Origin of the sequence: uncultured Bradyrhizobium sp. (assembly GCF_947648125.1) — a bacterium.
Taxonomy (GTDB): domain Bacteria; phylum Pseudomonadota; class Alphaproteobacteria; order Rhizobiales; family Xanthobacteraceae; genus Bradyrhizobium.
In genome coordinates this window covers 43,185-65,955 of record NZ_CANSMR010000025.1, presented here as the reverse complement: position 1 = coordinate 65,955, position 22,771 = coordinate 43,185, and the positions used below count along the sequence as shown (strand labels likewise).

22 protein-coding genes are annotated in these 22,771 nt (G+C 64.4%); 10 read left to right on the top strand and 12 right to left on the bottom strand.

Annotated elements, in window-relative coordinates; genetic code table 11:
• Positions 1 to 114: 114 nt before the first annotated feature.
• The 4 genes from Q0030_RS31565 to Q0030_RS31550 all read left to right on the top strand — a co-directional run bounded on the left by Q0030_RS31565 (position 115) and on the right by Q0030_RS31550 (position 3,939).
• Positions 115 to 882, top strand: coding sequence for an ABC transporter substrate-binding protein (locus Q0030_RS31565; RefSeq protein WP_298376193.1), 768 nt, complete (start codon positions 115 to 117; stop codon positions 880 to 882).
• A gap of 151 nt (positions 883 to 1,033) precedes the next feature.
• On the top strand, positions 1,034 to 1,687 hold the full coding sequence (locus Q0030_RS31560; protein ID WP_298376192.1) for an amino acid ABC transporter permease: 654 nt from the start codon (positions 1,034 to 1,036) through the stop codon (positions 1,685 to 1,687).
• Entirely contained in the window at positions 1,684 to 2,415 is a 732-nt protein-coding gene (locus Q0030_RS31555) for an amino acid ABC transporter ATP-binding protein (protein ID WP_298376190.1), read from the top strand. The genes Q0030_RS31560 and Q0030_RS31555 overlap by 4 nt, the downstream gene beginning before the upstream one ends.
• 231 nt (positions 2,416 to 2,646) lie before the next feature.
• Positions 2,647 to 3,939 carry an FAD-binding oxidoreductase gene (locus Q0030_RS31550; RefSeq protein ID WP_298376188.1) on the top strand — a complete coding sequence of 431 codons (1,293 nt, stop codon included), beginning with the start codon at positions 2,647 to 2,649 and terminating at the stop codon, positions 3,937 to 3,939.
• Between the two features lie 6 nt (positions 3,940 to 3,945).
• On the opposite strand, the gene Q0030_RS31545 is transcribed toward Q0030_RS31550, so the two are convergent.
• The 3 genes from Q0030_RS31545 to Q0030_RS31535 all read right to left on the bottom strand — a co-directional run bounded on the left by Q0030_RS31545 (position 3,946) and on the right by Q0030_RS31535 (position 7,301).
• On the bottom strand, positions 3,946 to 4,935 hold the full coding sequence (locus Q0030_RS31545) for a dienelactone hydrolase (RefSeq protein WP_298376185.1): 990 nt from the start codon (positions 4,933 to 4,935) through the stop codon (positions 3,946 to 3,948).
• Between the two features lie 12 nt (positions 4,936 to 4,947).
• Positions 4,948 to 5,262, bottom strand: coding sequence for an NIPSNAP family protein (locus Q0030_RS31540; RefSeq protein ID WP_298376310.1), 315 nt, complete (start codon positions 5,260 to 5,262; stop codon positions 4,948 to 4,950).
• 449 nt (positions 5,263 to 5,711) lie between these two features.
• Positions 5,712 to 7,301 carry a gamma-glutamyltransferase gene (locus tag Q0030_RS31535; protein WP_298376182.1) on the bottom strand — a complete coding sequence of 530 codons (1,590 nt, stop codon included), beginning with the start codon at positions 7,299 to 7,301 and terminating at the stop codon, positions 5,712 to 5,714.
• Between the two features lie 101 nt (positions 7,302 to 7,402).
• On the opposite strand from Q0030_RS31535, the gene Q0030_RS31530 reads away from it, so the two are divergent.
• On the top strand, positions 7,403 to 8,176 hold the full coding sequence (locus Q0030_RS31530; RefSeq protein WP_298376180.1) for an enoyl-CoA hydratase-related protein: 774 nt from the start codon (positions 7,403 to 7,405) through the stop codon (positions 8,174 to 8,176).
• 18 nt (positions 8,177 to 8,194) lie between these two features.
• Here the strand turns inward: Q0030_RS31530 and Q0030_RS31525 are convergent, their stop codons facing one another.
• Positions 8,195 to 9,208 (bottom strand): NAD(P)-dependent alcohol dehydrogenase, encoded by a 1,014-nt coding sequence (locus Q0030_RS31525; RefSeq protein WP_298376177.1) that lies wholly within the window; start codon positions 9,206 to 9,208, stop codon positions 8,195 to 8,197.
• A 210-nt stretch (positions 9,209 to 9,418) separates the two neighbouring features.
• On the opposite strand from Q0030_RS31525, the gene Q0030_RS31520 reads away from it, so the two are divergent.
• Positions 9,419 to 10,288 (top strand): DUF2066 domain-containing protein, encoded by an 870-nt coding sequence (locus tag Q0030_RS31520; protein ID WP_298376174.1) that lies wholly within the window; start codon positions 9,419 to 9,421, stop codon positions 10,286 to 10,288.
• A 7-nt stretch (positions 10,289 to 10,295) separates the two neighbouring features.
• Here Q0030_RS31520 and Q0030_RS31515 read toward each other — a convergent pair whose 3' ends face one another.
• The 8 genes from Q0030_RS31515 to Q0030_RS31480 all read right to left on the bottom strand — a co-directional run bounded on the left by Q0030_RS31515 (position 10,296) and on the right by Q0030_RS31480 (position 17,281).
• A complete protein-coding gene (locus Q0030_RS31515) occupies positions 10,296 to 11,249 on the bottom strand; it encodes a helix-turn-helix domain-containing protein (protein ID WP_298376172.1) in 954 nt (317 codons plus the stop codon).
• A 328-nt stretch (positions 11,250 to 11,577) separates the two neighbouring features.
• Complete coding sequence (locus Q0030_RS31510) at positions 11,578 to 11,859, bottom strand: hypothetical protein (RefSeq protein ID WP_298376170.1); 282 nt, start codon at positions 11,857 to 11,859, stop codon at positions 11,578 to 11,580.
• 147 nt (positions 11,860 to 12,006) lie between these two features.
• Complete coding sequence (locus Q0030_RS31505; protein ID WP_298376168.1) at positions 12,007 to 12,600, bottom strand: MarR family transcriptional regulator; 594 nt, start codon at positions 12,598 to 12,600, stop codon at positions 12,007 to 12,009.
• Entirely contained in the window at positions 12,597 to 13,910 is a 1,314-nt protein-coding gene (locus tag Q0030_RS31500; RefSeq protein WP_298376165.1) for an MFS transporter, read from the bottom strand. Before Q0030_RS31500 ends, Q0030_RS31505 begins: the two co-directional genes overlap by 4 nt.
• 39 nt (positions 13,911 to 13,949) lie before the next feature.
• Positions 13,950 to 14,273 carry a non-heme iron oxygenase ferredoxin subunit gene (locus Q0030_RS31495; protein ID WP_298376162.1) on the bottom strand — a complete coding sequence of 108 codons (324 nt, stop codon included), beginning with the start codon at positions 14,271 to 14,273 and terminating at the stop codon, positions 13,950 to 13,952.
• Positions 14,274 to 14,281: 8 nt separating this feature from the next.
• A complete protein-coding gene (locus Q0030_RS31490) occupies positions 14,282 to 14,797 on the bottom strand; it encodes an aromatic-ring-hydroxylating dioxygenase subunit beta (RefSeq protein ID WP_298376160.1) in 516 nt (171 codons plus the stop codon).
• Positions 14,797 to 16,170: an aromatic ring-hydroxylating dioxygenase subunit alpha gene (locus tag Q0030_RS31485; RefSeq protein WP_298376159.1), complete on the bottom strand. Its 1,374-nt coding sequence runs from the start codon at positions 16,168 to 16,170 to the stop codon at positions 14,797 to 14,799. The genes Q0030_RS31490 and Q0030_RS31485 overlap by 1 nt, the downstream gene beginning before the upstream one ends.
• Positions 16,171 to 16,384: 214 nt before the next feature.
• Positions 16,385 to 17,281, bottom strand: a complete 897-nt coding sequence (locus Q0030_RS31480) for a LysR family transcriptional regulator (protein WP_298376156.1) — start codon at positions 17,279 to 17,281, stop codon at positions 16,385 to 16,387.
• A 109-nt stretch (positions 17,282 to 17,390) separates the two neighbouring features.
• Here Q0030_RS31480 and Q0030_RS31475 point away from each other — a divergent pair, with 109 nt between their 5' ends.
• Genes Q0030_RS31475 through Q0030_RS31460 form a run of 4 tightly spaced genes read left to right on the top strand, consistent with a single transcriptional unit; the run spans position 17,391 to position 22,459 of the window.
• On the top strand, positions 17,391 to 19,010 hold the full coding sequence (locus Q0030_RS31475; RefSeq protein WP_298376154.1) for an FAD-dependent monooxygenase: 1,620 nt from the start codon (positions 17,391 to 17,393) through the stop codon (positions 19,008 to 19,010).
• 11 nt (positions 19,011 to 19,021) lie between these two features.
• Complete coding sequence (locus Q0030_RS31470) at positions 19,022 to 19,813, top strand: alpha/beta hydrolase (protein ID WP_298376151.1); 792 nt, start codon at positions 19,022 to 19,024, stop codon at positions 19,811 to 19,813.
• A gap of 18 nt (positions 19,814 to 19,831) precedes the next feature.
• Positions 19,832 to 21,250, top strand: a complete 1,419-nt coding sequence (locus Q0030_RS31465) for an MFS transporter (RefSeq protein ID WP_298376148.1) — start codon at positions 19,832 to 19,834, stop codon at positions 21,248 to 21,250.
• An 18-nt stretch (positions 21,251 to 21,268) separates the two neighbouring features.
• Positions 21,269 to 22,459, top strand: coding sequence for a Xaa-Pro peptidase family protein (locus tag Q0030_RS31460; protein WP_298376308.1), 1,191 nt, complete (start codon positions 21,269 to 21,271; stop codon positions 22,457 to 22,459).
• The last annotated feature ends 312 nt before the right edge of the window (positions 22,460 to 22,771 follow it).

Below are 22,771 nucleotides of genomic sequence, written 5' to 3'. Positions count from 1 at the left end.
GTTTCGTGACCACAATTTCATATTGGTGAAAATAGGCCGGAACGGCGTCGCCCGCAACCAAAAGCGCTGACACAGCGGGCGAGATGGCACCGGCGCCAGTTTGGGAGGTTTGCGATGTCGTTTCAGCGTCTCGTCCAGGCCGCGGTCGCGGCGCTTGCCCTTGCCGTGAGCGCGCCGTCAGGGGCGCAGCAGGTGCTCAAGGTCGGCTCGACGCCGACCGGCATCCCCTTCACCTTCCTCGACACCAAGACCAATTCGATCCAGGGCATCATGGTCGATCTCGCCACCGAGATCGGCAAGGACGCCGGCTTCTCCGTGCAGATCGAGCCGATGCAGTTCTCGGCGCTGATCCCCTCGCTGACCGCAAACAAAATCGACATCATCGCGGCCGCGATGTTCGCCACCGCCGCGCGCAAGGAGGTGATCGACTTCTCGGAGCCGGTCTACACCTATGGCGAAGGCCTCGTGGTGCCGAAGGCCGACACCAAGGCTTACACCTCGCAGGAGGACCTGAAGGGCACCGTGGTCGGCGCCCAGGTCGGCACCGCGTTCGTCGATGCGCTGAAGAAGACCGGGCTGTTCAGCGAGGTCAAGGTCTACGACACCATTCCCGACATCCTGCGCGACGTGAATGCCGGCCGCCTCAAGGCCGGCTTCGCCGATTATCCGATCCTCGCCTACAATCTGCAGCAGGGCAATTTCGCCGACGTGCGTCTGGTCGACGGCTACAAGCCCGTCACCGTCGGCACGGTCGCGATCGGCATCCGCAAGAGCGACACCGAGCTGCTGGCAAAGATCAACGCCTCGCTGGCGAAGCTGAAGGCCAACGGCACGATCGCCAAGATCCTGGAAAAATGGGGCCAAAAGGCCAGCGCGTCGTGACGCGTGCGCTCTTATGGGATTTGCATGAGGGGCGTGGCACTTTCCTCGTCATTGCGAGCGAAGCGAAGCAATCCATTGGTCGGCATACGCGGAGAGATGGATTGCTTCGTCGCTTGCGCTCCTCGCAATGACGGTTGCGTGATGTAAGCCGATGCAAAAATTCTTCCATGACGCCGTCGAGTTCGTGCCGATCCTGTTGCAGGGGGTCTGGCTGACCATCGTCGTCACGATCGGCTCGCTCTTGCTCTCGACCGTGCTCGGGCTGGTGTGGGCCTTGATGCGGGTGTCCGGAGTTCGCATCCTCACCGGACTCAGCGCTGCGCTGATCAATGTGATCCGCGGCATCCCGATCATCGTGCTGCTGTTCTACATCTATTTCGTGATGCCCGATTTCGGCATTGCGCTGTCGGCGCTGCAGGCCGCGATTATCGGGCTCGGCATCGCGTACTCGGCCTATCAGGCGGAAAATTTCCGTGCCGGCATCGAGGCGATCGACAAGGGGCAGATCGAGGCGGCGCAGACCATCGGGATGGGCTGGTGGCTCACCATGCGCCGCGTGGTGCTGCCGCAGGCGGTCAGGATCATCCTGCCGCCCTACGGCAACATCATGATCATGATGCTGAAGGATTCCTCGCAGGCCTCGACCATCACGGTCGCCGAGCTTGCATTGCAAGGCAAGCTGATCGCCTCGTCGACCTTCAAGAACACCAGCGTGTTCACGCTGGTGGCGCTGATGTACCTCACCATGAGCATCCCGCTCATCCTGCTGGTTCGGCACTTCGAGAACAAGGCGAACCGCAAATGATCGAGCTCAACGACGTCCACAAGAGTTTTGGCAAGGTCGAGGTGCTGAAGGGCATCACGGCGTCGGTCGCCAAGAGCGAGGTGGTCTGCATCATCGGCCCATCCGGCTCCGGCAAGTCGACCATCCTGCGCTGCATCAACGGGCTCGAGAGCTACGATCGCGGCGAGATCAGCGTCGAGGGCGCGCGCGTCGATCAGGGCAATCGCTCGATCGTCGCGATCCGCACCCAGGTCTCGATGGTGTTCCAGCGCTTCAACCTGTTTCCGCATCGCACCGCGCTGGAGAACGTCATCGAGGGGCCGCTCTATGTGAAGAAGGAGCCGCGCGAGCAGGCGATTGCCCGCGGCCGCGCGCTGCTCGCGCAGGTCGGCCTTGCCGACAAGGCCGAGGTGCATCCGCCAAAGCTCTCCGGCGGCCAGCAGCAGCGCGTCGCGATCGCGCGGGCGCTGGCGATGCAGCCGAAGGCGATCCTGTTCGACGAGCCGACCTCGGCGCTCGATCCCGAACTGGTCGGCGAGGTACTCTCGGTGATGCGCAAGCTCGCCGATGACGGCATGACCATGGTCGTCGTCACCCACGAGATGGGCTTTGCCCGCGACGTCGCCGACCGCGTGCTGTTCATCGACGGCGGCGTCATCGTTGAGCAGGGCGCCGCCAAATCCGTCCTCAACCAACCGCAGCACCCGCGCACCCAGGATTTCCTGCGCCGCGTGCTGCACCCGCTGTGATGACGATGACGTTTGCTCATACTGTCGCCTCGTCGGAAGTGCGCTCCCTCTCCCGCTTGCGGGGGAGGGTTGGGGTGGGGGTCTCGCCACGAGTCAGAGCCTTCGAGTGGAGAGAGCCCCCACCCGGATTGCATCTCCGATGCAATCCGACCTCCCCCGCAAGCGGGAGAGGTGAGTGAATCCGCGGACGCACCGTTCGGTACAACACCCTTTCTGGTTCGGTATCCTTCAATGACCTCTTCTACCCGCCTGCCGCTGCCACCGAGTCTTTACGCCGACACCGCGGTGGACGCGACGCCGACACCGCCGCTGACGTCAGACAAGAGCGTGCCGGTCGCGATCATCGGCGGTGGCTTCACCGGCCTTTCGACCGCGCTGCATCTCGCCGAGCAGGGCGTGCTTGCGACCGTGCTGGAGGCGCAGGAGCCGGGCTGGGGCGCCTCCGGCAACAATGGCGGCCAGACCAATCCCGGGCTGAAGCACGACCCGGATCAAATCGAGCAGGATTTCGGCGCCGATCTCGGTCGCCGCATGATCGAATTCTCCTACGGCACCACCAACTTCACGCACGATCTGATCCGCCGCTACCAGATTCCCTGCGAGGCGCGGCAGAACGGCACGCTGCGCGCCGCCTACAATGAGGCCAGCGCGACCGCGATCGAGACCACGGCGAAGCAATGCATCCGGCGCGGTATGCCGGTCAAGCTGCTCAACGCCGCGGAGATGCGCGAGATGACCGGCAGCGACCGTTACCTCTGCGCGATGCTGGATGCGCGCGGCGGCGACCTGCATCCGCTGAGTTACGCGCGCGGCCTGGCGCGCGCCGCGATCGGCGCCGGCGCCGCCGTCCATGGCGAGACGCCGGCGCTGTCTCTGCGCCGTGACGGCAACCGTTGGCGGATCGAGACGCCGCGCGCGGTCGTGCATGCCGACAAGGTGCTGCTCGCAACCAATGGCTTTACCGATGATCTCTGGCCCGCGCTCCGCCGCACCATCGTGCCGGTGTTCTCGTCGATCGCGGCGACCGCGCCGCTGTCCGATGCCGTCGCGCGCGCCATCATGCCGGGCCGGCCGGTGCTCTACGAGAGCGGCCACATCACGGTCTATTACCGCATCGACCAGCACAACCGGCTGCTGATGGGCGGCCGCGGCCCGATGCGCTGGATCAGCAAGCCGACCGACGTCGCCTATCTGATCCGCTACGCCGAGCGGCTGTGGCCGCAGCTCAAAGGCGTCAGCTGGACCCATGGCTGGAACAGCCGCCTTGCCATCACCGCCGATCACTATCCGCATGTCCACGCGCCCGCGGAGAATTTGCTGATCTCGCTCGGCTGCAACGGCCGCGGCGTCGCGCTCTCGACCGCGATGGGCGCGCAACTCGCCCGCCGCCTGATCGGCGGTGCCAAGGCCGAGATCGACATGCCCGTGACGGGCATCAAGCCGATCCCGATGCACGCCTTCTGGCGCGTCGGCGTCACCACGGCGGTGCTGACCGGGCGGGTAAGGGACAAGCTCGGGGTGTAGCGGCCGTTATCGCGTCCCGGCCTCGCCAAGGTGCGTCCTGAAGAACGCGACGGCCGCGGCGTGGAAACGCTGGTGAAAGGCGACGCGATCGAAGCCCGGTGCGTCGGTGCAGATGGCAGCCATCTTGGCTGTCTCCTCCGGCGTACAGGTCGCGAGGAAGGAGAAGTGCTTCGCATCCTTCACCAGGTGAAATTCCGGCTTGGACGGAAGCCTGTCGTTGATGGCGGCAGCACAGCACCCGGAGAGACCGTCGCCATTCTGCGCGGGGTCCGAGCTCCACATTTGAATCGGGATCGTCACGGCTTTCAGGTTATCGGCCGCAAAGAACAGCACCGGAAAGGGGTCGACGATGATCGCGGCCTTGATCCGCGGATCGTGGACGACCGGTCCGCTCGGCTTTTCTCCGGCTTCGAGCTCCTTGCAGGCCCGCAAGCTCGATGTCTGGCAGTTCGGCAGGCCCTTGCGGAGATCGGGCTCACCGCCGATCGCCGCGAGGCCCGTATAACCGCCCCAGGAGAAACCATAGAGACCGATGCGTCCGGCATCGATGTAAGCGGCATCAGGCCAGCCACCGAGCGCATAGTCGATCGCGCGTTTGATGTCGGCGGGCCGCTCGACCGTGACGGCAAGACTGTCGGTGGCGCTGGTGTCGCGTTCGGTATCGGTCGGATGATTGATCGTCAGAACCATGAAGCCGGCATCCGCCAGCGCAGCGGCGGTGTCGTGATGTCCGCCGAGCCATCCGCGCCGTCCATGCGAGATGACGATGAGGGGAAGCTTTGCCCCCACGATCGGGCAGTCGTTCACACCAAAGAACGTCCTGCCGCCGCGGGCATCGATCTCGTGCGGCGTCTCCGCACAAGGACTCCACACCACCCCTCTGATCGCGGGCCCGTCACGGCCAGCGGGAACGTCGAAGGCCCTTAGCCCGGCCGCCTGGGCAGCAGAGAGCCCAAGCAACAACAGCGCGGACAATGCGAGGGGAAAACGGCGCATGGTTATCGCTTGTCAGGCCGCCTTCGGAAACAACGGTCGGAAAAACGAGCGTTCATAGCGCGTGATGCAGCCCGTCTCTTTTGCGAAAGCTATCGCTTTCTGAACGTCCGGATCGGCGGCGGAATCCTTCCGATATTGCTCGTAAGCGGCAAGGCTAGGAAAACTGAACATCGCCAGCGCGACGTCGCTCGCTCCTTCCGATGGCAGAAAATAGCCGTGATGGATACCGCCAAACCGCGGCAGCAGGTCAAGCCACATTGCAGCGTAAGCTTCGAACTCGGCGAGCTTGCCCAGTCTGACCTCATAGCGCAGGTAACACGTAATCATCCCGCAGTGCTCCAAGCCGTCGTTGTACAACCTGTCTTCACTATATCCCGGCGGTGGATTCGCGCCACATTGCCACGTGTGCTCGATCGTGTGTTGCCGATCGAACACGACGGGCAACCCTCTTCAAGAGAAGGGTGAAAACGAAGGGCAGAGCCCGGACAATCATGTCGCGAGAACGCGAAGCTGCGTCCCTACCACAACTGTCATCGCCCGGCTCGACCGGGCGATCCAGTACGCCGCGGCCTCTCGGCTCAAGCACAGGCGTCTCTGGAATACTGGATCGCCCGGTCGAGCCGGGCGCTGACACCGGACGAGCTGTTTCGCCGTTGAATCAGAAATCTGTCACGTCATTGCGAGGAGCGAAGCGACGAAGCAATCCATCTTTCCGCTTGCGTGGAACGATGGATTGCTTCGCTCCGCTCGCAATGACGATTAGGACCAACCCGCCGTCATCCCTCCGCGATTGCATCGCTCCACGGATGAAACGGCTCGGTGGCGCCGCTGTTTGTGGTGCCGTCGCGCAGCACGATGCTGGGGCAGGCGAACTTCTTTGGCTGGGTCTGGATGCGCGCCTCCGCATAGTCGAAGCTGCCGCGCAGCACCTCACGCACGGCTTGCGGCAGGCGGACATCGCCGATCACCACATTGCCTTCGCTGGCGTCGATGCGTGGCTGATGGATCGCGGCGTCGAGGTCCATGCCGAAATCCATCACGAAGGAGAGCAGCTGCGACACCGCGGGCAGGATACGGCGGCCGCCGGATGCGCCGGCGGCAAGACGGCGGCCGTCGGCCGCCTCAGCCACCACGGGCGTGTAATTGGTCAGGCAGCGCTTGCCAGGCGCGAGCGAGTTCGGATTGCCTTGCGTCGGATCGAACCACATGATGCCGTTGTTCATGGTGAGGCCCGTGCTCGGCGTCACGAATTTGGAGCCGAAGGTCGACAGCAGCGTCTGCGTCACCGCGGCCATGTTGCCGTCGCGGTCGACTGCCGAGAAATGCGTGGTGCAGGATGGCGCGATCGCTTCGGCGCCGAGGGCGCGGCGGCCGTCGACATCGCCCATGTCCTTCAGCCGCTCGCGATAGGCGGCCTGCAGCGCCTCGGCGTACGCGGCATAGGCCGCCGTATCCGGGCCGCCTTGCGCGGGCGCCAACGCCTTCTGGAGCAGGCCGAGCGTGCGCGCCATGGTCGGACCTGCGGTCAATTCCGGCGTCGCGTAGACCGTGCCGCCGCGATAGGGAATCTTGAGCGGCTCACGCAGATGGGCGCGGAAAGCGGCGAGGTCGCGCACCGACAGCGCGCCGCCGGCGGCTTGGATATCGTCGGCGATGCTGCGGGCCAGATCGCCCTCGTAGAAATCGCGCGGGCCGGCTGCGGCAAGCTGCGCCATCGTTGCCTGCAGCCTGTCCTGCGGCATGCGGACCACCGACTTGATGCCCCATTGTGCATTGGGCGGCAGGCCATCCAGCAGATACGCCGCGGCGCTGGCCGGATAGCGCCGCAGATCCGCGGCCGAGCTTGCGATCATGTCGGTGGTCCACCAATCCACCAGCAGGCCTTCGCCGGCAAGCTTGACGCTCGGCGCCAGCAGGTCCTTCCATGGCATTTTGGCGTGGCGGCGATGTGCCTCTTCCATGCCGGCGACGACACCGGGCACCGCGATCGAGCCCGGGCCGTGCAGGTTGCGGTCGTCCTTGACCCGCGCCCAGGGGAACAGGTCGGAGGCCGCGCCGCCGGTCAGCGGATAATCCTCCAGGCGCAGGCCGTCGGGCGCGCGCATGCCGTAGTCGATCACCTCGACGCGGTTCTCCTTGGCGCGGTACAGCACCATGGCGCCGCCGCCGCCGGCGCCGCTCATCCACGGCTCCACCACGCCAAGGGCGAAGGTGGTTGCAATCACGGCGTCGACGCAATCGCCGCCCGCTGCCAATACCTCCGCGCCGACTTCGGCCGCCTTGCGCGACTGCGCGGCGACGATGCCGCCCTTGGCGCTGACGGCCGGCTTGCGGATCACTTGCGAGTTGGAGAACTGATCGGACATGGCGTTGCTTTCGCTGTTCTTGTTGCGGGCGGGTCACGTTGGCGTAGCATGCCAAGCATGGCACTGTCAGTGCAACAAGAACCAATTTCAGGGAGCGGAAAATGAGCAGTGTGAAGCGCGAACGGGACGGCAAGGTCGGTATTCTGACGCTCAACGATCCCGCCAGCCTGAACGCCATGACGCCGGAACTGCTCGGCGATCTCGCACGAGCGGTCGGCGAGATGGGCGTCGATCCCGGCATTCGCGCGCTGGTCCTGACCGGGGAGGGCCGCGGCTTCTGCTCCGGACAGAATCTCAAGGCGTTCAACTCGCTCGGCGACAATATCTACACCGGCGTGATGAAGCATTACTGGCCGGCGATGCAGGCCTTGCGCGAGTGCCGGATGCCGGTGGTGGTCGCGGTTAACGGCGTCGCAGCCGGCGGCGGCTTCAGCCTCGCGATGTCCGGCGACATCATCCTGGCCGCGCGCTCGGCGAGCTTCATCCAGGTGTTCAGCCGGATCGGCCTGGTGCCCGACCTCGGCTCGACCTGGCTCTTGCCGCGCTTGATCGGGCGCCAGCGCGCGCTTGAGCTGATGTTGCTGAACGAGCCACTGTCGGCCGAGCGGGCGAAAGAGTGGGGATTGGTGCGCGATGTCGTCGATGACGCAAGGCTGCTCGACGAAGCGAAAGCGCTCGCCGGCCGCCTCGCCGACGGCCCGACGCGCGCGCTGGTCGCGACGCGGCAGCTGCTCGAGGAGAGCGAGCACGCAAGCTACGCCGATCAGTTCCGCCGCGAAATCGAACTGCAGCAGGTGATCCGCGAAAGCGCTGACGCGAAGGAAGGCCGTCAGGCCTTCGTCGAGAAGCGCAAGGCCCAGTTCACGGGGCGCTAGGCCTTGGTCCTCCGGGTGCTAACCGATCGCAATCGCGACCTTGCCGAAATGCGCGCCGCTCGCCATGTGGGCGAACGCGTCCTTGACCTGGTCGAACGCGAACACCTTGTCGATCACGGGCTTGACGCCGTGCATGCTGATGCCGTCGCACAGCGCCTGCAGATCCTCGATCGAGCCGACGGTGACGCCCTGCAGCCGCTGTTGCTGCATCACCATCAGCGGCAGCCGGGTGTCGGACGAGGCGGGACCGGCGAGCACGCCGATGAAGGCGATGGTGCCGCCGATTCTCGTCGCGCGGATCGACTCGTTCAGCGTGCCGACGCCGCCGACCTCGACGACGAGATCGACGCCGCGCCCGGTCAGCTCGCGCGCCTTCTTGCCCCAGTCGGGCGTGGTCTTGTAGTTGAGCGTGACATCGGCGCCGAGCTGCTTCAGTCGCACGATCTTGGTGTCGCTGGAGGAGGTCGCGATGACGCGGGCGCCGCACATCTTGGCGAATTGCAGCGCAAACAGCGAGACGCCGCCGGTGCCCTGGGTCAGCACGGTCTGTCCCGGCTTGATGTCGCCGAGCTTGACCACCGCGCTCCACGCCGTGAGGCCGGCGCAGGGCAGCGCCGCGGCCTCGATGTCGCTGAGATGGTCCGGCGTACGCACCAGCGCGTGCGCCGGGAACGCGCGGTATTCGGTCAGCACACCGTCGACGCTACCGCCGAGCGCCGCGCGCATCCGCGTCTCGCTGGGCTCGCCGCCGAGCCAGCTTTCGAAGAAGCTGCCGATCACGCGATCGCCGGCTGCGAAACTCCTGACCCCGGCGCCGACCGCTTCGACGACACCCGCACCGTCGGAGACCGGCACCAGCGGAAATTTCTGCCGCGAGCCGTAGCCGCCCTTGACGGTGAGCAGGTCGCGATAGTTCAGCGTTGCCGCCTTCAGCCGCACCAGCACCTCGCCGGGGCCGGCCTGCGGAACCGGCTTGTCGACCAGCGCAAGCGCGTCGACGCCGCCGGGGCCTTGCAACTCATAGCATTTCACGGGACGTCTCCTGCTGGCTGTTCTCGTCGATCTTCTTGTCTTGGGCGGCGCACCGGGCGCCGCCGCGCATCCACCGAGCATATGTCAGGCCCGCCGCGCGTGGCCATAGTGCGCCGTGCAGCTGTTGGAATGGCGCCCATGCCCGATCATGTTGGCGCTGCCGAAATACCGCCAATGTACCGTTGATGGAGTAACCGAGCGGAGGTGACCATGGCTGCCTTGCTTGAAACGAAACCCAATCCGGTCGCCACGTTCGCACGCGGTGTGGTCGGAGCGCTGCTTGCGGCTGCATTGATCTGTTGCAGTAATGCGATGGCGGCGGCGGATGACGACCTCTACCGCGCGCAGACCGTCGTCACCGGCCAGGGCGAGCCGAACCGCTTCATCGGCTTCGGTGCATGCCTGGAGGACGTCCTGATCAAGGTCTCGGGCCAGCCGATGCTGGCAGGCGATCGCCGTCTCGCAGGTTACAAATCCAGGGCCAGGGAGTTCGTCAGCAGTTTCGACTATCACGACCAGTATGCCGGCAAGCCGCATCATGATGAGCAGGGCACCCGCGATCGGCCTTACGACCTGACGGTGGCTTTCGACCAGAACAAGATCGACGGCGTTCTCGCCAAGCTCGGCCTTAAGCCGTGGCGATCGCAGCGGCCGGCGCTCGGCGTCTTCGTCGAGATGCTGCACGGCCCGAAGGACTTCATCGTCACATCGGATGGGACGCAGTCCGATTTGCAGCGCGATGCACTCGCGGCCGCCGCCGGCAAGCGCGGCATGCGCGTCGTGCTGCCGGATACGGCCGCGTTGACGAACGCCAACGTCACGGCCGCCGGGCTCCTGAAGATGCCGGCCGCGCAGCTGAGTTCGATCGTGGCGCCGCAGGGTGGCGAGGCCATCCTGGTCGGACAGCTGGTCTGGGATGACAAGGATCTTGGCTGGGCCACGCAATGGCGGATGGCGTGGCGCGGCAGGGACCACACATGGCAGTTCCGCGGCGTCACCTTTGATGAGGCCTTCCGGCGCGGCGTCGGCGGCGCCGAGCAGGTGCTGTCCGGCAATGGCGATCCGGGACGATCGAAATGAGCTTGCTTTAGCCGGCGTAGCCGAGCGTGTGCGACGGGTACTCCCCGAACATCGCGCGGTAGTATTGCGAGAAGCGCCCGAGCTCGATGAAGCCCTGTTCGATCGCGACCTTGGAAACGGTGGTCTGCTCCGGCGTGCTTTCGCGCAAGATCGAACGGATCGTGCAGAGCCGCTTGTAGCGCAGGAACGTCACCGGGCCGACGCCGAACACCTCGTGGAAGGCGCGGTGCAGGCTGCGTCGCGACAGCCGGAGCTCGGTGCAGATTTCCGAGACATGGACCGGGCGGGCGCCCGCGGCGAGCAGATAGTCCTCGACGTCGCGCACCAGCTTCATCGCCGACGGCAGATAACTGGTTCCGTCTGGCGGCAGCGATGTGATGGCCGTCGGCCTGATGCAATCGATGATCGCGCGCTTCCAGAACTCGGACGAGGTGTCCGACAGCGCGTCCGGATACCGGGCGAGATGCGAGACGATTTGCGGCAGCCTGGCCGCTCCGGCCATGCCGAGCGCGGGGTCGGCGCGAAAGTGGTTCTTTGCTTGCCATGTTTCGGCATCGGCGAGCCGGGGCTCGTCGCCGAATATGTCGGGCAGATCGGCCATGTCGAAGCGAATCGCGGCATAGGACGAGGCCTTGTGAAAGACGCCGTCATGCTCGACCGACGGAGGGATCACCAGCACGTCGGCCGGCTGCATGTCGAATGCCCAATGCGTGACGCGATCCGTGGCGTTCAGGAGTATTCCGATGATCAGCTTGTCATCGGCCGAAGTACGCTGGGTGCGGACCCCGACATTGAATGCGCCGATGCTGAGCGAGAAATCGCCGATTCCGACATGGGACAACGTCCCGCGCAGCTTGCCGCGCTCAAGCTGCATGACTTCGACATGCGAACCTTTGACGGCGTCGTGGAGTCCCTCGAAGCCGTCAAGCTCGCCGGTGCTGACCGTCAGGTGCTGGCCCATATCCACGCTCACAAGTGTAGCGCGATTAATCTACTAATACCAAATGACGTGAAGTCAGTACAAAATACAACCGGATACACCTCGCCCGGATTGGTTCGATTCGTACAGCGAGCCGACGGTTTGGATTTTTGCCGGTTTTGCTCGGGAAGGCAACGCGGACGACGGTACGCATTTGACGGACTCGGGGCGTGGTTTTGTCGGGACTGCGCGCCTTGGGGCAAGACTGGCACAAAGTGCATATCGCGCCGCCGCATGGGCGGCAATCGGTTGATCTCAAAGCGAAATGCGCAGCCTCGAGCCGCCCTGCACACGGGCACGACGCCGGTAGCTAGGCCGCCATCAGGTGCTCAAGCGCAACAGCCTGTTCGCGGGTCTGGAAGGCGATGGCGGTGTGCGTGAAACCCGTCGAGGCCTGGGTCTGCGCGATATGGTTGAGGACCTCGGTGCCCTTGACCACGTGAAGGTCCATTCCGGGACCGGCCGGGAAGATGCCCAGAACGACGTCGTAAGCATCGACGATGGCCTTCAACGCGCCACCCTTGTCTTCCGAAGCATCGATAAAGATACGAACATCCGCGGCGATACTACGAAGTTCGTCAAAGTCGATCACTGGAAGTCTCCTATACGCAACTCACTGATCGACTTTAGCTACAACTTGCTTACTGAAACCTAAATTACGCCCGGTTCCTTCGTGCACTCACCGCACCGTGACTCGTATTTCGATCTGCGCGATCGGCTCTTTCCCGGCCTGCCGCGTTCAGGCGCCGGTCGGCGATCTCCGCTTCGCAATGCGCTTGACCGGCGCATGGGCCGGCGCGGCATGTTCGGACGGATCGGCCATGTGAGGAATGCGGTGCTCGATGTGATCAACGACACGGAAGAAGGTGTCCAGCGTCCGGGCATCGAGGCCGGCCGTGAGGTTGCTGTGCCGGCGCAGGATTTCGTCGAGGCTGCGGTCAAGCAGCGCCACGCCCTGCGCCGTCAGGCGGATCTCGCTCCGGTTCCGGGCGTTGCCCCTGACCGGCGTCAGCGCGATCAGCCCCTTTTTCTTCAGCGACGTCGTCTCGCGGCTGACGACCGCCTTGTCCAGTTGCGCGTTGGTCCAGATGTCGTAGGCGCTGGCGGGCTCATGCTCCCGGAGAAAGGACAGCACCCGCCATTCCGCGAGCGAGACGCCGTAGGCCTGCGGGAAGAATGCGTTGGCGTTGGCGCGCAACTTCGCGACCAGGCTCGAGAGCACCGTCGGCACATAGCGTTCGAAATCGATCACCAGTTCGGAGCCCGCGTCCTCTTGCGAGGCGCGGCGCGGGGCAGGGGCCTTGGTACGGCTAATGGCAGTCCGATTTTTCATTCTTTCACGAGTTGTGTGCGCGCGATCAACACCAGGACCGCCGCGACGAGGAGAACGCCTGTGACCACGAGGAAGCCGGTGGTGAAGCTGCCCGAGGCATCCTTGGCGCGCCCGATCACGATCGGGATCGTCGCGCCTCCGATGCTGCCGATCATGCCGACCAGACCGATTGCTCCCGGCGCGCTCTGCCGTGACATGTAGGACTGCGGAATGGTCCAGAACACGGCCTGCGTACCATAGACGCCGACATTGGCAACCATGAATCCGATGATGATCCAGACCGGCGATGTGGAGAAGGCAGCGATGGCGAAGCCCGCCGCCGCGATCACGAAGGTCGTCGCGGCATAGTAGAAGCGCTCACCGACATGATCGGAGTGCCGCGACAGCGCAATCATGCCGATCAGGCCGGCAATCGGCGGGATCGCGGTCACGAAGCCGACCTGCGAATTCGGCAGGCCGAACGACTTGATGATCTGCGGCAGCCAGGGGAACAGCGACGCGAGCCCGCAGAACAGGCCGAAATTGCAGAAGCCGAATAGCAGCACCATTGGCTTGGTAATGGTCCTGAGCACGCCCTCGGCATGCACCACCCCGGTTGCCTTGGCGTCGCGCTCCAGCGCGCCGGTCAGCCAGTTGCGCTGCGCCGTCGACAGCCAGCTCGCCTGCTGCGGGCGGTCGGTCAGGTAAAAGATGCCGACGATCCCCAGGATGATGGGCGGCACGCCCTCGAGGATGAACAGCCATTTCCAGCCCGAGATGCCGAACGTTCCATTCAGCTCGAGGATTGCGCCGGAGATCAACGAGGCGAAGATATAGGAGATCGGCACCGCATAGTTGAACATGGCGTTGTAGCGGGCGCGATAGCTGAACGGAAACCAGAGGCTGAGCAGCAGCATCACGCCGGGAAACAGGCCGGACTCGGCAAAGCCGAGGAAGCCGCGGAATGCATAGAGGCTCAATGGCCCCTGCGTGAAGGCCATCAGAACCGTGGCAATGCCCCACAGGATCGCGATCCGCGTCAGCGTGACGCGTGCACCATATTTGCTGAGGATGAGATTGCTCGGGATCTCGAAGATCGAATAGGTGAAATACATGATCCCGACCGCGATGCCGAACATCTCGGCATTGAGCCCGAGCTCCTTGTTCATCTGCAGCGCGGCAAAGGAGATGTTGCCGCGGTCGAGAATGGCGAGGAAGTACATCGCCATCACGAACCACATCAGGCGCAGCGCCACCTTGCGGATGGTGCTACGTTCGATCTCCGGATTGGCGGTCGCACTCACCGCCTTGTCCATCACGACTTCAGTCATCCCAGCTTCCCCCGATTTGTTGATTTTTTGGCGGTCGCGCTATGCGGGCAGGCAGACTTCCAGCCTGTCGCCAACCACGCGCACCGGATAGGTCCGGATGTCGATCTCGACCGGACTGGTCAGCGCCTCGCCGGTCCTGATGTCGAAGCGACCCATGTGCAGCGGGCATTCGATCTCGCAGCCGTCCAGAATGCCGTCGGACAGCAGCGCCTCCGCGTGGGTGCAGATATTGCTCGTGGCGTAGTACTCATTGCCGACGCGATAGAGCGCGATGTGGTGCCCGGCGATCTCGATGCCGTAGGGCTCGCCTTCGCTCAGCGCGCCGAGTGCGGCGCCTTCGTGCCAGATTCCCTGATCCGCCATGTGCTCTCTCAAATGCTGTAGAAATCGAGCACGGTCGGGACCCGGTCATTGACCAGCGTGATGACCTTGCGCGCGATCTTCCAGGTCTCGCCTTCGCGCTTCAGCGTGTGCTGATAGCGCCCGTGGCGCAGATGTTCCTTGGCGATGCGCGGGTCGTAGACGTGCACCGAGAACACCGACTGACAGATGATCTCGTCAGGTCCGCTCTCGGACGCTTCCAGGTTCGAGATCTGGTGCACGGTGCGCGGCAACGGCAGCGCCGTGATCGATTTGCGTGACTCGATGCGCGCGATCCGCTCCTCCAGCCCGCGCCGTGCATCGTGGTAGAGCAACGAGACCTGCGTATCGGGATCACTGGTGGTGGTGTATTCATCGAGCCATCCCGGCACCCAGTAGACGGCATCCTCGCTGTACATCGCGACCCAATCGGTCCATTCGCCGGTGTCGAGCAGGCGGGCTTCGCGGAAGATGGTCGCGGCGGCGGCCGCGTGCACATCCGTATGTTTGATTGCGCTGCCAGCCATCACGCCGTCTCCCCCGCGGCGTGCTGCAACAGCCTGCGCCACTCACGATAGCCCGGGTGGAAATTCGTCTCGCCGCCAAAGCTGGTGGGGCCGAACGACCATTCGGACGCCGTTATGCCGAGCTCGCGCGTATGCGCGCTCTCGCCGTGGCCAACCTCCGCAACGCCGCGCAGATAGCCTTGCGTGGGTGCGGCTGATGTCGCGTCGTAGCCGGTCTGGCAGAATTCATACATCACGTTGTCGTCGGAGCTCGCGAGCCCGGAGGCGTTGAAGAAGTCTTCGTAGTTGCGAATCCGAAGCGTGCGGGCCGCGGCGCTTTCGCCGACCGGGGCCAGGCAATGCGACACCATCTCGGTCTTGTCCGGCGCCAGCGGCCGCCAGGTTCGCACCTGCGCCGACAGGATGTCGATGACCTGGAGGTTCGGAAAAATCGTGAGGTTACGTTGCCGAAGCATCCACTTGGCGCGGGTGCTGCCGACGCGCTGCCGCACGGCATCGAGGCGCGCCGGATCCATGCCGAGCGGACGGCCATAGAGTTGCGTGCGCTTGATCGACCAGTTGACGGCGTGGCCATAGTCGAAGCTGAAGCTGCCCTGACCTTCCTGCTCGCCTTCCGGCTCGACCGTGAAGCCGGCGTCCGGTCCCGCGGTGGCGTTGCGCTTCTTCAGGATATCGACGTAGGAGCTATGGGTGGTCGCGAAATGATAGTAGTCGAGACCGTTCTCGAACTGCAGCTTCCAGTTCGCATCGAACGTGTAGGTGCTGGCGCCGGGCACGAACTCGACCTCACCGCTGTCGCTCTGATCGATGATGAGGTCGAGGAAGGCGCGGGTGTCGCCGAGAAACTCTTCCAGCGGCGGAACGTCGGCCGAGAGGCTTGCGAACAGGAATCCGCGATACGAGCCGAGCCGGGCGACCGGGAGCAGGTCGTGATTCTGGTTCGAGAAGGACGGCGGATACTGCCCGCTGGCTTCCTCCGTCACCGAGATGTTGCGCCCGCTCGAGTCGTAGGCCCAGCCATGGTAACGGCAGACATGGAATTTCTGCCGGCCTTGCTTGAAGGGGCAGACGATCGTTCCGCGATGCCGGCAGGTGTTGAGGAATGCGCCGACCTTGCCGTCTGCGCTGCGCATCACCAGAATTGGATGCCGGCCGATATGGGTGGTGACGAAGTCGTTGGGCCGGGCGACCTGGGATTCCAGGCCGATGAAATTCCACGTGGCCTCGAAAATATGCCTGAGCTCGGCGTCGAACACGTCGGGATCGCTGAAGATCCGGCGATCGACTTGGAAAATGCGCTCGCTGGGGCGATCGTCAATGAGCCGGGAAATCTCCCGCATCCGTGCCGCGTGGTTCTGCGAAGCAGCGTTCATCACGTCCTCCCTACGACTTGCCGCCGGCTGCAAGGCGCGCTCCACGGCGGGAACAGCCGGCTTGATCGCCAATCTTGGAACGACTCTATAGTTGTCATGACAACTATGGTCAAGGCGATTGGTGGACCCGGAGCGGACGCGGTGAGGCCGGGCCGCCTGGAACGGGCGGCGGGATGCTGCGAATGGAGCCCGCGCGTGCAGCGCGGAATCATGCTCAGCTCTTGCGCGCCGGCGCGGTCAGGATAATCCCGTCATCGATCAAAGCGCGGCAGATCGTCTTCAAGGCGGCAATCGCTTCACGCGTTGCCCGGCTCACCGGCCGTCCGCGCGGCAATGCCAGGATGCGGTCGGCGCGCATCCATGGCAACAGCGCTGCCGATAGCGCGCCGGCAGCCACCTCCTGGTGAATGCCGGAGAAGGGCAGCAGGGCATAGCCGAGGCCCGATGCCACCATGCGCTTCATCGGCGTGCTGTTGTCGACCCGTACCGCGCAGAGCATGGTCGATGGGAACGGGTTGCGGCTGAGCGGGCCGACAGCGGATGGCAGGGCGTCGAACTGCTTGCGGGTCAGTCTGCCGCGCTTCAGCAGCGGATCGCGCGATGGCCCGATCAGGAACACCTGTTCGACCATGAGCAGTTCATAGTCGAGGTGATCGTTGGGGGATGGCGTCGTCACGATCGCCAGATCGAGCTCGCCCCGTAGCAGGCGTTCCGATGCGTTTTCCGTCAAGCCTTCACTGAGCTCGAGCCGCACGCGTGGAAATTGCTTCACGAATGTCTGGGCAAGCGGCGGGTAGAGGATATCGCCGAGGCTTGGCGGCGCGCCGATCCGCACCGTACCGCTGGGCTCCCGATTTTCCGTGCGCACCTCGGCCTTGATGTCGTCGATCGTCCCAAGAAGCCAGCGGCCGCGTGCGAGCAGCACCTTGCCGGATTCAGTGACCGAGACGCCGCGCGCGCCGCGCTCGAGCAGGGCGCCGCCCAATTCGTCTTCGAGCTCCTTGACGTGGCGGCTGAGCGCCGACTGGGCGACGTTCAGCGTGCTCGCTGCGGCGGCAAAGCCGCCACGCTCGGCGACGGCGACGAAATAACGGATCTGCCGCAGGTCCATGATGGGAGCTCCATCTCAAATTGAGATGGATACCATATCAAACATATTCTTGTGAGATACCAAAAAGAGAGCAGTCTCTCCCCAACGATCAAACGGAGGAGAGACGAGGATGGGCATCGCCACCGATGAGGCACGCCAGACGTCAGTATTCATCGCCGGCGGCGGGCCGGTCGGCCTTGCGATGTCGCTGCTGCTCGATCGCTTCGGCATCGACTGCGTCGTGGTCGAGAAGAGCCCAACGACAACAGATCATCCCAAGTCGCGCGGCTGCTGGGTCCGCACCATGGAGATCTTCCGGCAGTGGGGGATCGAGCAGGCGATCCGCGATCGCGGCCTGCAGGACAACTCCGACATGTTCGTGTTCCTCGACAGCATCGCCGGTCACGAGTTCGGCCGCACCCGTCCCGAGCCGAATGTCGGTCACACCCCCGCCTGGAAGAGCCTGGTCGCCCAGGACGCCGTCGAGGAGGAAATTCTGCGGGTGGTCGAGAAGTCAAAACACGCCAGGGTCCTGTTCAACACGGCCTGTGAATCGTTCGAGGAGACCAACAGCGGCGTCAACGTTACGACGCGTTGCGAAGAGACCGGTCAGGTGACGCAGTGGAAGGCGACTTACCTGATCGCCGCTGATGGCGCGGGCAGCCAGACGCGGCGCAGCGCCGGGATCGAGATGGTCGGGCCCTCCACGCTGGCGGTGATGTCGAACGAATATTGGCGGGCCGATCTGTCGCGGTTGCCGATCGCGCGCGAGGCCGCCGGCTTCATCATCATCCCGGACAGGCCCGATCTGCCGCGCGCCGGCATCCTGAACACCAACGGCCGGGATCGCTGGCTCACCGTGACGCAAATCGGCCTGACCAAGGACGATCGCGAGCGGCCGTGGACCGACCAGGAGTTCATCGAGATCGCGCGCGGCCATGTCGGCATTCCGGACCTCGATGTCACGCTTTTGAATCGCTCGATCTGGCGCGTCAGCATGCAGGTGGCCGAGACCTTTCGAAAGGGCCGGGTGTTTCTGGTCGGCGACTGTGCCCACCGCTTTCCGCCGACCGGCGGCTTTGGCCTGAACTCCGGTGTTCAGGACGCGCATAATCTCGCCTGGAAGCTCGCCTTCGTGCTGAAGGGACTCGCGGACGAGAAGTTGCTCGACAGCTATTCCAGCGAACGCCGGCCGATCGCGCAATCCAATGCCAATTTCAGTTACGGCAATCGGCTGCGATTTGGGCTGACCGACGACGCCGTGCGATCGCGTAATCCGGACCGGATCAGGTTCTGGATCAATGATATGGACAATCACCTGCACAGCATCGGGCAGAACCTCGGACACAATTACGAGGAGGGCGCCGTGATCCCCGATGGCACCGTCGCGAAGGCGTTGAACTCCCGCTACTACACGCCGACCGACCGTCCCGGCGCGCGCTTTCCGCATATGTGGCTGGAGCCTTCGCGCAAGAAGTCGACGCTCGATTGGTTCGACAAGGAATTCACCGTCGTCACCGGGCCGCTCGGCAGCGAGTGGCTGGAGGCGGGGAAGCAGGTGTCGGAGAAGACCGGCCTGCCGCTCTCGCTGAAACAGCTGCCGTCAGCCGACCCGGCGGACGGATTCCAGCTGGGCATGCGCGGCGCCGTGCTCGTGCGCCCCGATGGACACGTGGCGTGGCGGATGCCGTGGGTGCCGTCGGATCCGGCGAAGGAATTGGCCGGCGCGCTTTCGACGTTGCTGCATTAGCGGAGGCTCCCATGCAATCGTTCGAATCTGGCGGCGTCGTCACGGCATTTGAGATGAGCGGACGCGGCGAGCCGATCGTGCTGCTGCATGGCGGCGAGGCCGATCACTCGATGTTCGACGGCCTTGCGCCTGCGCTGGCGGCGCATTTCACCGTGATCGCCTATGACCAGCGCGATTCCGGCGCCACCAGGAATCCTCCGTCGTCCTATTCGCTGGCCGACCTGGCTGATGATGCCGCGGCCCTGATCGGAGGGCTCGGCTACGATCGTGCCCATGTCTTCGGAACCTCGCTAGGCGGCCAGATCGCGCAAGTGCTGGCGGCCCGTCATCCCGGCAGCATTGATCGCCTGATCCTGAGCAGCACCTGGAAGGTCAACAGGAGTCCACTGGAGGTCAATGCGGATGTCTTCCGCACACTCGCGTCGTACCGCGCCGACACCGCAGGCAACGCGCCGAAGATCGCGGAGTTCTTCTTCCCGCCAGCATACCTGCGCACGCGGCCCGAACTGATCGACATCTTCCGTGGCTCGAGCCGCGACGACGGCCAGAAGGCGCGGCGTGGCGCGTTGCTCGCGCAGCCCGTCGCCGCCGATCTGACAGGCTTTGATCGCCCGACGCTGCTGCTCGTGGGCGGCGACGACCGGCTGATCCCGAATGCGGAGACATTTGCGCTCGCCCGCGACCTTGCGCACGTCGAGACCAAGACCATCGCAGGCGTCGGTCATGTCGCGTCGATCCAGGCCCCCGAGAGGGTGGCGGAGGCGGTGACGGCATTCCTAAATTCAAAAAAGAAGGCGGCTTGACAACAACAGGGGGAGACCATGGCTGAGCAAGCGAGCGCTGTGCCGTTCGACGAAGCGCCGGTGACGACGCGCTATTGGCTATCGATCATCATCTTCGCCATTTCCGGCGTGGTGGATTTCTTCGATTTCTTTGTGGTCGGGTTTCTGGTCTCTGTGCTGGCGCCGAAATGGCACCTGACGTTTGGCCAGACCTCCATCATGCTGATGAGCGCCGGCATCGGGGCGATGCTCGGGGCGTTCGCCGCGGGGGTCCTCGCCGATCGCTTCGGGCGCAAGCCGCTGGCGGTTGCCGGCGTTCTGCTTTGCGGCCTGACCTCGGGCGCGATCGCGTTTATTCCAGAAGACGGCTGGGTTGCGTTTGCGATCCTGCGCTTTTTCGTCGGCTTCGGCCTTGCCGCGGGTGCGGCGGCGGCGGTTCCCGCCATCGTCGAATTCGCACCGACCCGTCATCGCACGCTGGTCACGAGCCTCGTGGTCGTTCCGGTCGCCTTTGGCGTGCTGTCGGCGTCGGTGACGGCGAGCTTCCTGTTGCCGCTGGTTGGCTGGCGGGGCCTGGCGGCGGTCGGCTTTCTGCCGATCATCCTCGCGGTTCTGACCATGATCATCATGCCGGAATCGCCGCGCTGGCTGATCAGCAAGGGCCGCGTCCGCGAGGCGCAGGCGAGCATCCGAAAGCTCTATCGCGTCGGCGGCGACGAGTTCGCGCTTCCCACGCTGCCGCCGGCGAACCCGGCGACATTTGCCGATCTCTTTGCCGAGCAGCGGCGCTTCTGGCTGACAGTCCTGATCTGGTTCGGCGCCAGCACGGCGAATTACGGTGTCTTCCTGTGGGGGCCGACGATCGTGGCGCTGCTGCTTGGTGTCGCGCCCCAGGATGCGGCGAAGATGTTCATCTATGTCAGCCTAGCCGGCGTCGTTGGCCGGACCGGCTTTGCCTTTCTGGCGCATCGGGTCGGCCGCAAGCCGTGCGGCCAGTTGATGGGCTATGGCACCGCGGTTTCGCTGGCGCTGGCGGCCTATTTTCACAATGACTTTGCCGGCTCGGTCCCGCTGTTTCTGGTCTTCCTGATCATCGGCGCCGTGTTCTTCGACGGCGGATTCTCCAACATCGGGCCCTATCCCGCGGAGATCTTTCCGGTCCAGCTTTCGGGACGCGCGGTCGGCCTTGCCCAGCTCTCGAACGGGGTCGGCAAGATCGTCGGGCCGCTGTGCCTCGCATTGATCGCCGGCGCGGACAATGTCGTACATCCCAGCGCAACTGCCTCGGCGGTGGCGCCGGCGTTTTTCTTCCTTGCCGGCGCGGGCCTCTTGATCGGACTCGCCTTTACGTTCCTCGGCGTCGAGCCGCACGGACGGCCGGTGGCGCTGTTTGGCGAAAGCGCGGGCGCGAGCGCCGTACCGAAGCCGCTGGCCGCAAAAGCGGCAGCGGGACAGTGAAAGACGAAAGGTATGACCATGGACAGTGCGCACGACACGATCGCAACGGCGGCGCCGTTCGATACTGCAAAACTCGATCGGCTGATGGATGAAGCGGGGCTCGACGTCCTGATCGTCACCTCGCGTCACAATGTGCAGTACCTGCTCGGCGGATATCGCTTCTTCTTCTTCGACGTCATGGAAGCGATCGGCACCAGCCGCTATCTGCCGGTGTTCGTCTATCAGAAAGGACACCCTGAAAATTCCGTCTACATCGGCAACCGTATGGAGAAGTTCGAGCATGAGCTTGGACGGATATCGGCGCCGATTGTCAAAGCGGGCGCGTGGGGAACGATCGATGCGATCGGCTTCGCCATTGATCATGTGAAAAAGCTCGGGGGATCCGCCAAGCGTGTCGGCATCGAGGCAGGCTTTCTGCCGGCCGACGCCAGGGATCACCTGCTTGCTGGTCTTGGCACCGTCGAGTTCCGCGAGGCTCATTTCACGCTCGAGCGGCTTCGTGCCGTCAAGTCACCGGCCGAACTGGATCTCATCAGGGAGGCCTCCGAACGGGTCGTCGATGCGATGATGGCCACGTTCAAATGCTGTGCACCTGGCATGACCAAGAGCGATGTCGTCGCCCGTCTGCGCCGTGAGGAGCAGCAACGTGATCTCGTCTTCGAATATTGCCTGATCGCCGGTGGCAAGAGCCATAACCGCGCGCCGTCGAACCAGCCTCTTGAAGAGGGCGACGTGATCTCGATCGATTCCGGCGGAAACTACCGGGGCTATATCGGCGACCTCAGCCGCATGGGACTTCTGGGGGAGCCCGACAGCGAGCTACGCGAGTTGCTGCAACAGGTCGAGGACATCCAGCAAGTGGCCCGGCGCGCGATCCGGCCGGGCGCCATGGGGGGCGACATCATTGCGGCGGGCGAGGCGGCCGTCAAAGCCTCGCCGCATCGCGCCATACTCGACTTCACCGCACACGGCATTGGGCTCGTCAGCCACGAAGCGCCGCGCCTCACCGCGACCGGCCCGGTACCTTACGCGCCCTATGACGCCGACCGGCCGCTCGAATGCGGGATGGTGATCTCGATCGAAACCGCGCTGCTGCATCCGGCGCGCGGCTACATCAAGCTCGAGGACACGCTGATCGTCTCCGAAACAGGCTGGGAGGCACCCGGCGACCATGGCAGGGGATGGAATTCATCGCGTCTCATGGCGTGAAGCGGTCAACGCCGGGGCGGCATTTTGGGCTGGGTCACCGATTCAGCCTGCGGTGCTGGAGGCGTTTGCCAGCTAATTCTGAATAGTAGAAATATATTCCTGAGTTGCCCGACGTGTCAAGTGGTGCGGTCGACGCCGGCCGCCGCCGGCTACTTTGCATGGGGTTGTTTTCGATATTTTGGCAGCGCCCCTGCGACGGCCCAGATGACCTCATATGCGCTCGGCCAGGCGATTGATCCGGCGGTCTTCGCTTCACGCGAGCCTCCGGTCATGCGAAGGTTCGACCTGGATGCAGCGGCCGGCTCCGTGCCG

Coding starts and splice junctions, on each gene's coding strand:
- Q0030_RS31565 (WP_298376193.1), top strand. CDS start 115: ATGTCGTTTCAGCGTCTCGTCCAGGCCGCGGTCGCGGCGCTTGCCCTT.
- Q0030_RS31560 (WP_298376192.1), top strand. CDS start 1,034: ATGCAAAAATTCTTCCATGACGCCGTCGAGTTCGTGCCGATCCTGTTG.
- Q0030_RS31555 (WP_298376190.1), top strand. CDS start 1,684: ATGATCGAGCTCAACGACGTCCACAAGAGTTTTGGCAAGGTCGAGGTG.
- Q0030_RS31550 (WP_298376188.1), top strand. CDS start 2,647: ATGACCTCTTCTACCCGCCTGCCGCTGCCACCGAGTCTTTACGCCGAC.
- Q0030_RS31545 (WP_298376185.1), bottom strand. CDS start 4,935: ATGCGCCGTTTTCCCCTCGCATTGTCCGCGCTGTTGTTGCTTGGGCTC.
- Q0030_RS31540 (WP_298376310.1), bottom strand. CDS start 5,262: ATGATTACGTGTTACCTGCGCTATGAGGTCAGACTGGGCAAGCTCGCC.
- Q0030_RS31535 (WP_298376182.1), bottom strand. CDS start 7,301: ATGTCCGATCAGTTCTCCAACTCGCAAGTGATCCGCAAGCCGGCCGTC.
- Q0030_RS31530 (WP_298376180.1), top strand. CDS start 7,403: ATGAGCAGTGTGAAGCGCGAACGGGACGGCAAGGTCGGTATTCTGACG.
- Q0030_RS31520 (WP_298376174.1), top strand. CDS start 9,419: ATGGCTGCCTTGCTTGAAACGAAACCCAATCCGGTCGCCACGTTCGCA.
- Q0030_RS31515 (WP_298376172.1), bottom strand. CDS start 11,249: ATGGGCCAGCACCTGACGGTCAGCACCGGCGAGCTTGACGGCTTCGAG.
- Q0030_RS31505 (WP_298376168.1), bottom strand. CDS start 12,600: ATGAAAAATCGGACTGCCATTAGCCGTACCAAGGCCCCTGCCCCGCGC.
- Q0030_RS31500 (WP_298376165.1), bottom strand. CDS start 13,910: ATGACTGAAGTCGTGATGGACAAGGCGGTGAGTGCGACCGCCAATCCG.
- Q0030_RS31495 (WP_298376162.1), bottom strand. CDS start 14,273: ATGGCGGATCAGGGAATCTGGCACGAAGGCGCCGCACTCGGCGCGCTG.
- Q0030_RS31490 (WP_298376160.1), bottom strand. CDS start 14,797: ATGGCTGGCAGCGCAATCAAACATACGGATGTGCACGCGGCCGCCGCC.
- Q0030_RS31485 (WP_298376159.1), bottom strand. CDS start 16,170: ATGAACGCTGCTTCGCAGAACCACGCGGCACGGATGCGGGAGATTTCC.
- Q0030_RS31480 (WP_298376156.1), bottom strand. CDS start 17,281: ATGGACCTGCGGCAGATCCGTTATTTCGTCGCCGTCGCCGAGCGTGGC.
- Q0030_RS31475 (WP_298376154.1), top strand. CDS start 17,391: ATGGGCATCGCCACCGATGAGGCACGCCAGACGTCAGTATTCATCGCC.
- Q0030_RS31470 (WP_298376151.1), top strand. CDS start 19,022: ATGCAATCGTTCGAATCTGGCGGCGTCGTCACGGCATTTGAGATGAGC.
- Q0030_RS31465 (WP_298376148.1), top strand. CDS start 19,832: ATGGCTGAGCAAGCGAGCGCTGTGCCGTTCGACGAAGCGCCGGTGACG.
- Q0030_RS31460 (WP_298376308.1), top strand. CDS start 21,269: ATGGACAGTGCGCACGACACGATCGCAACGGCGGCGCCGTTCGATACT.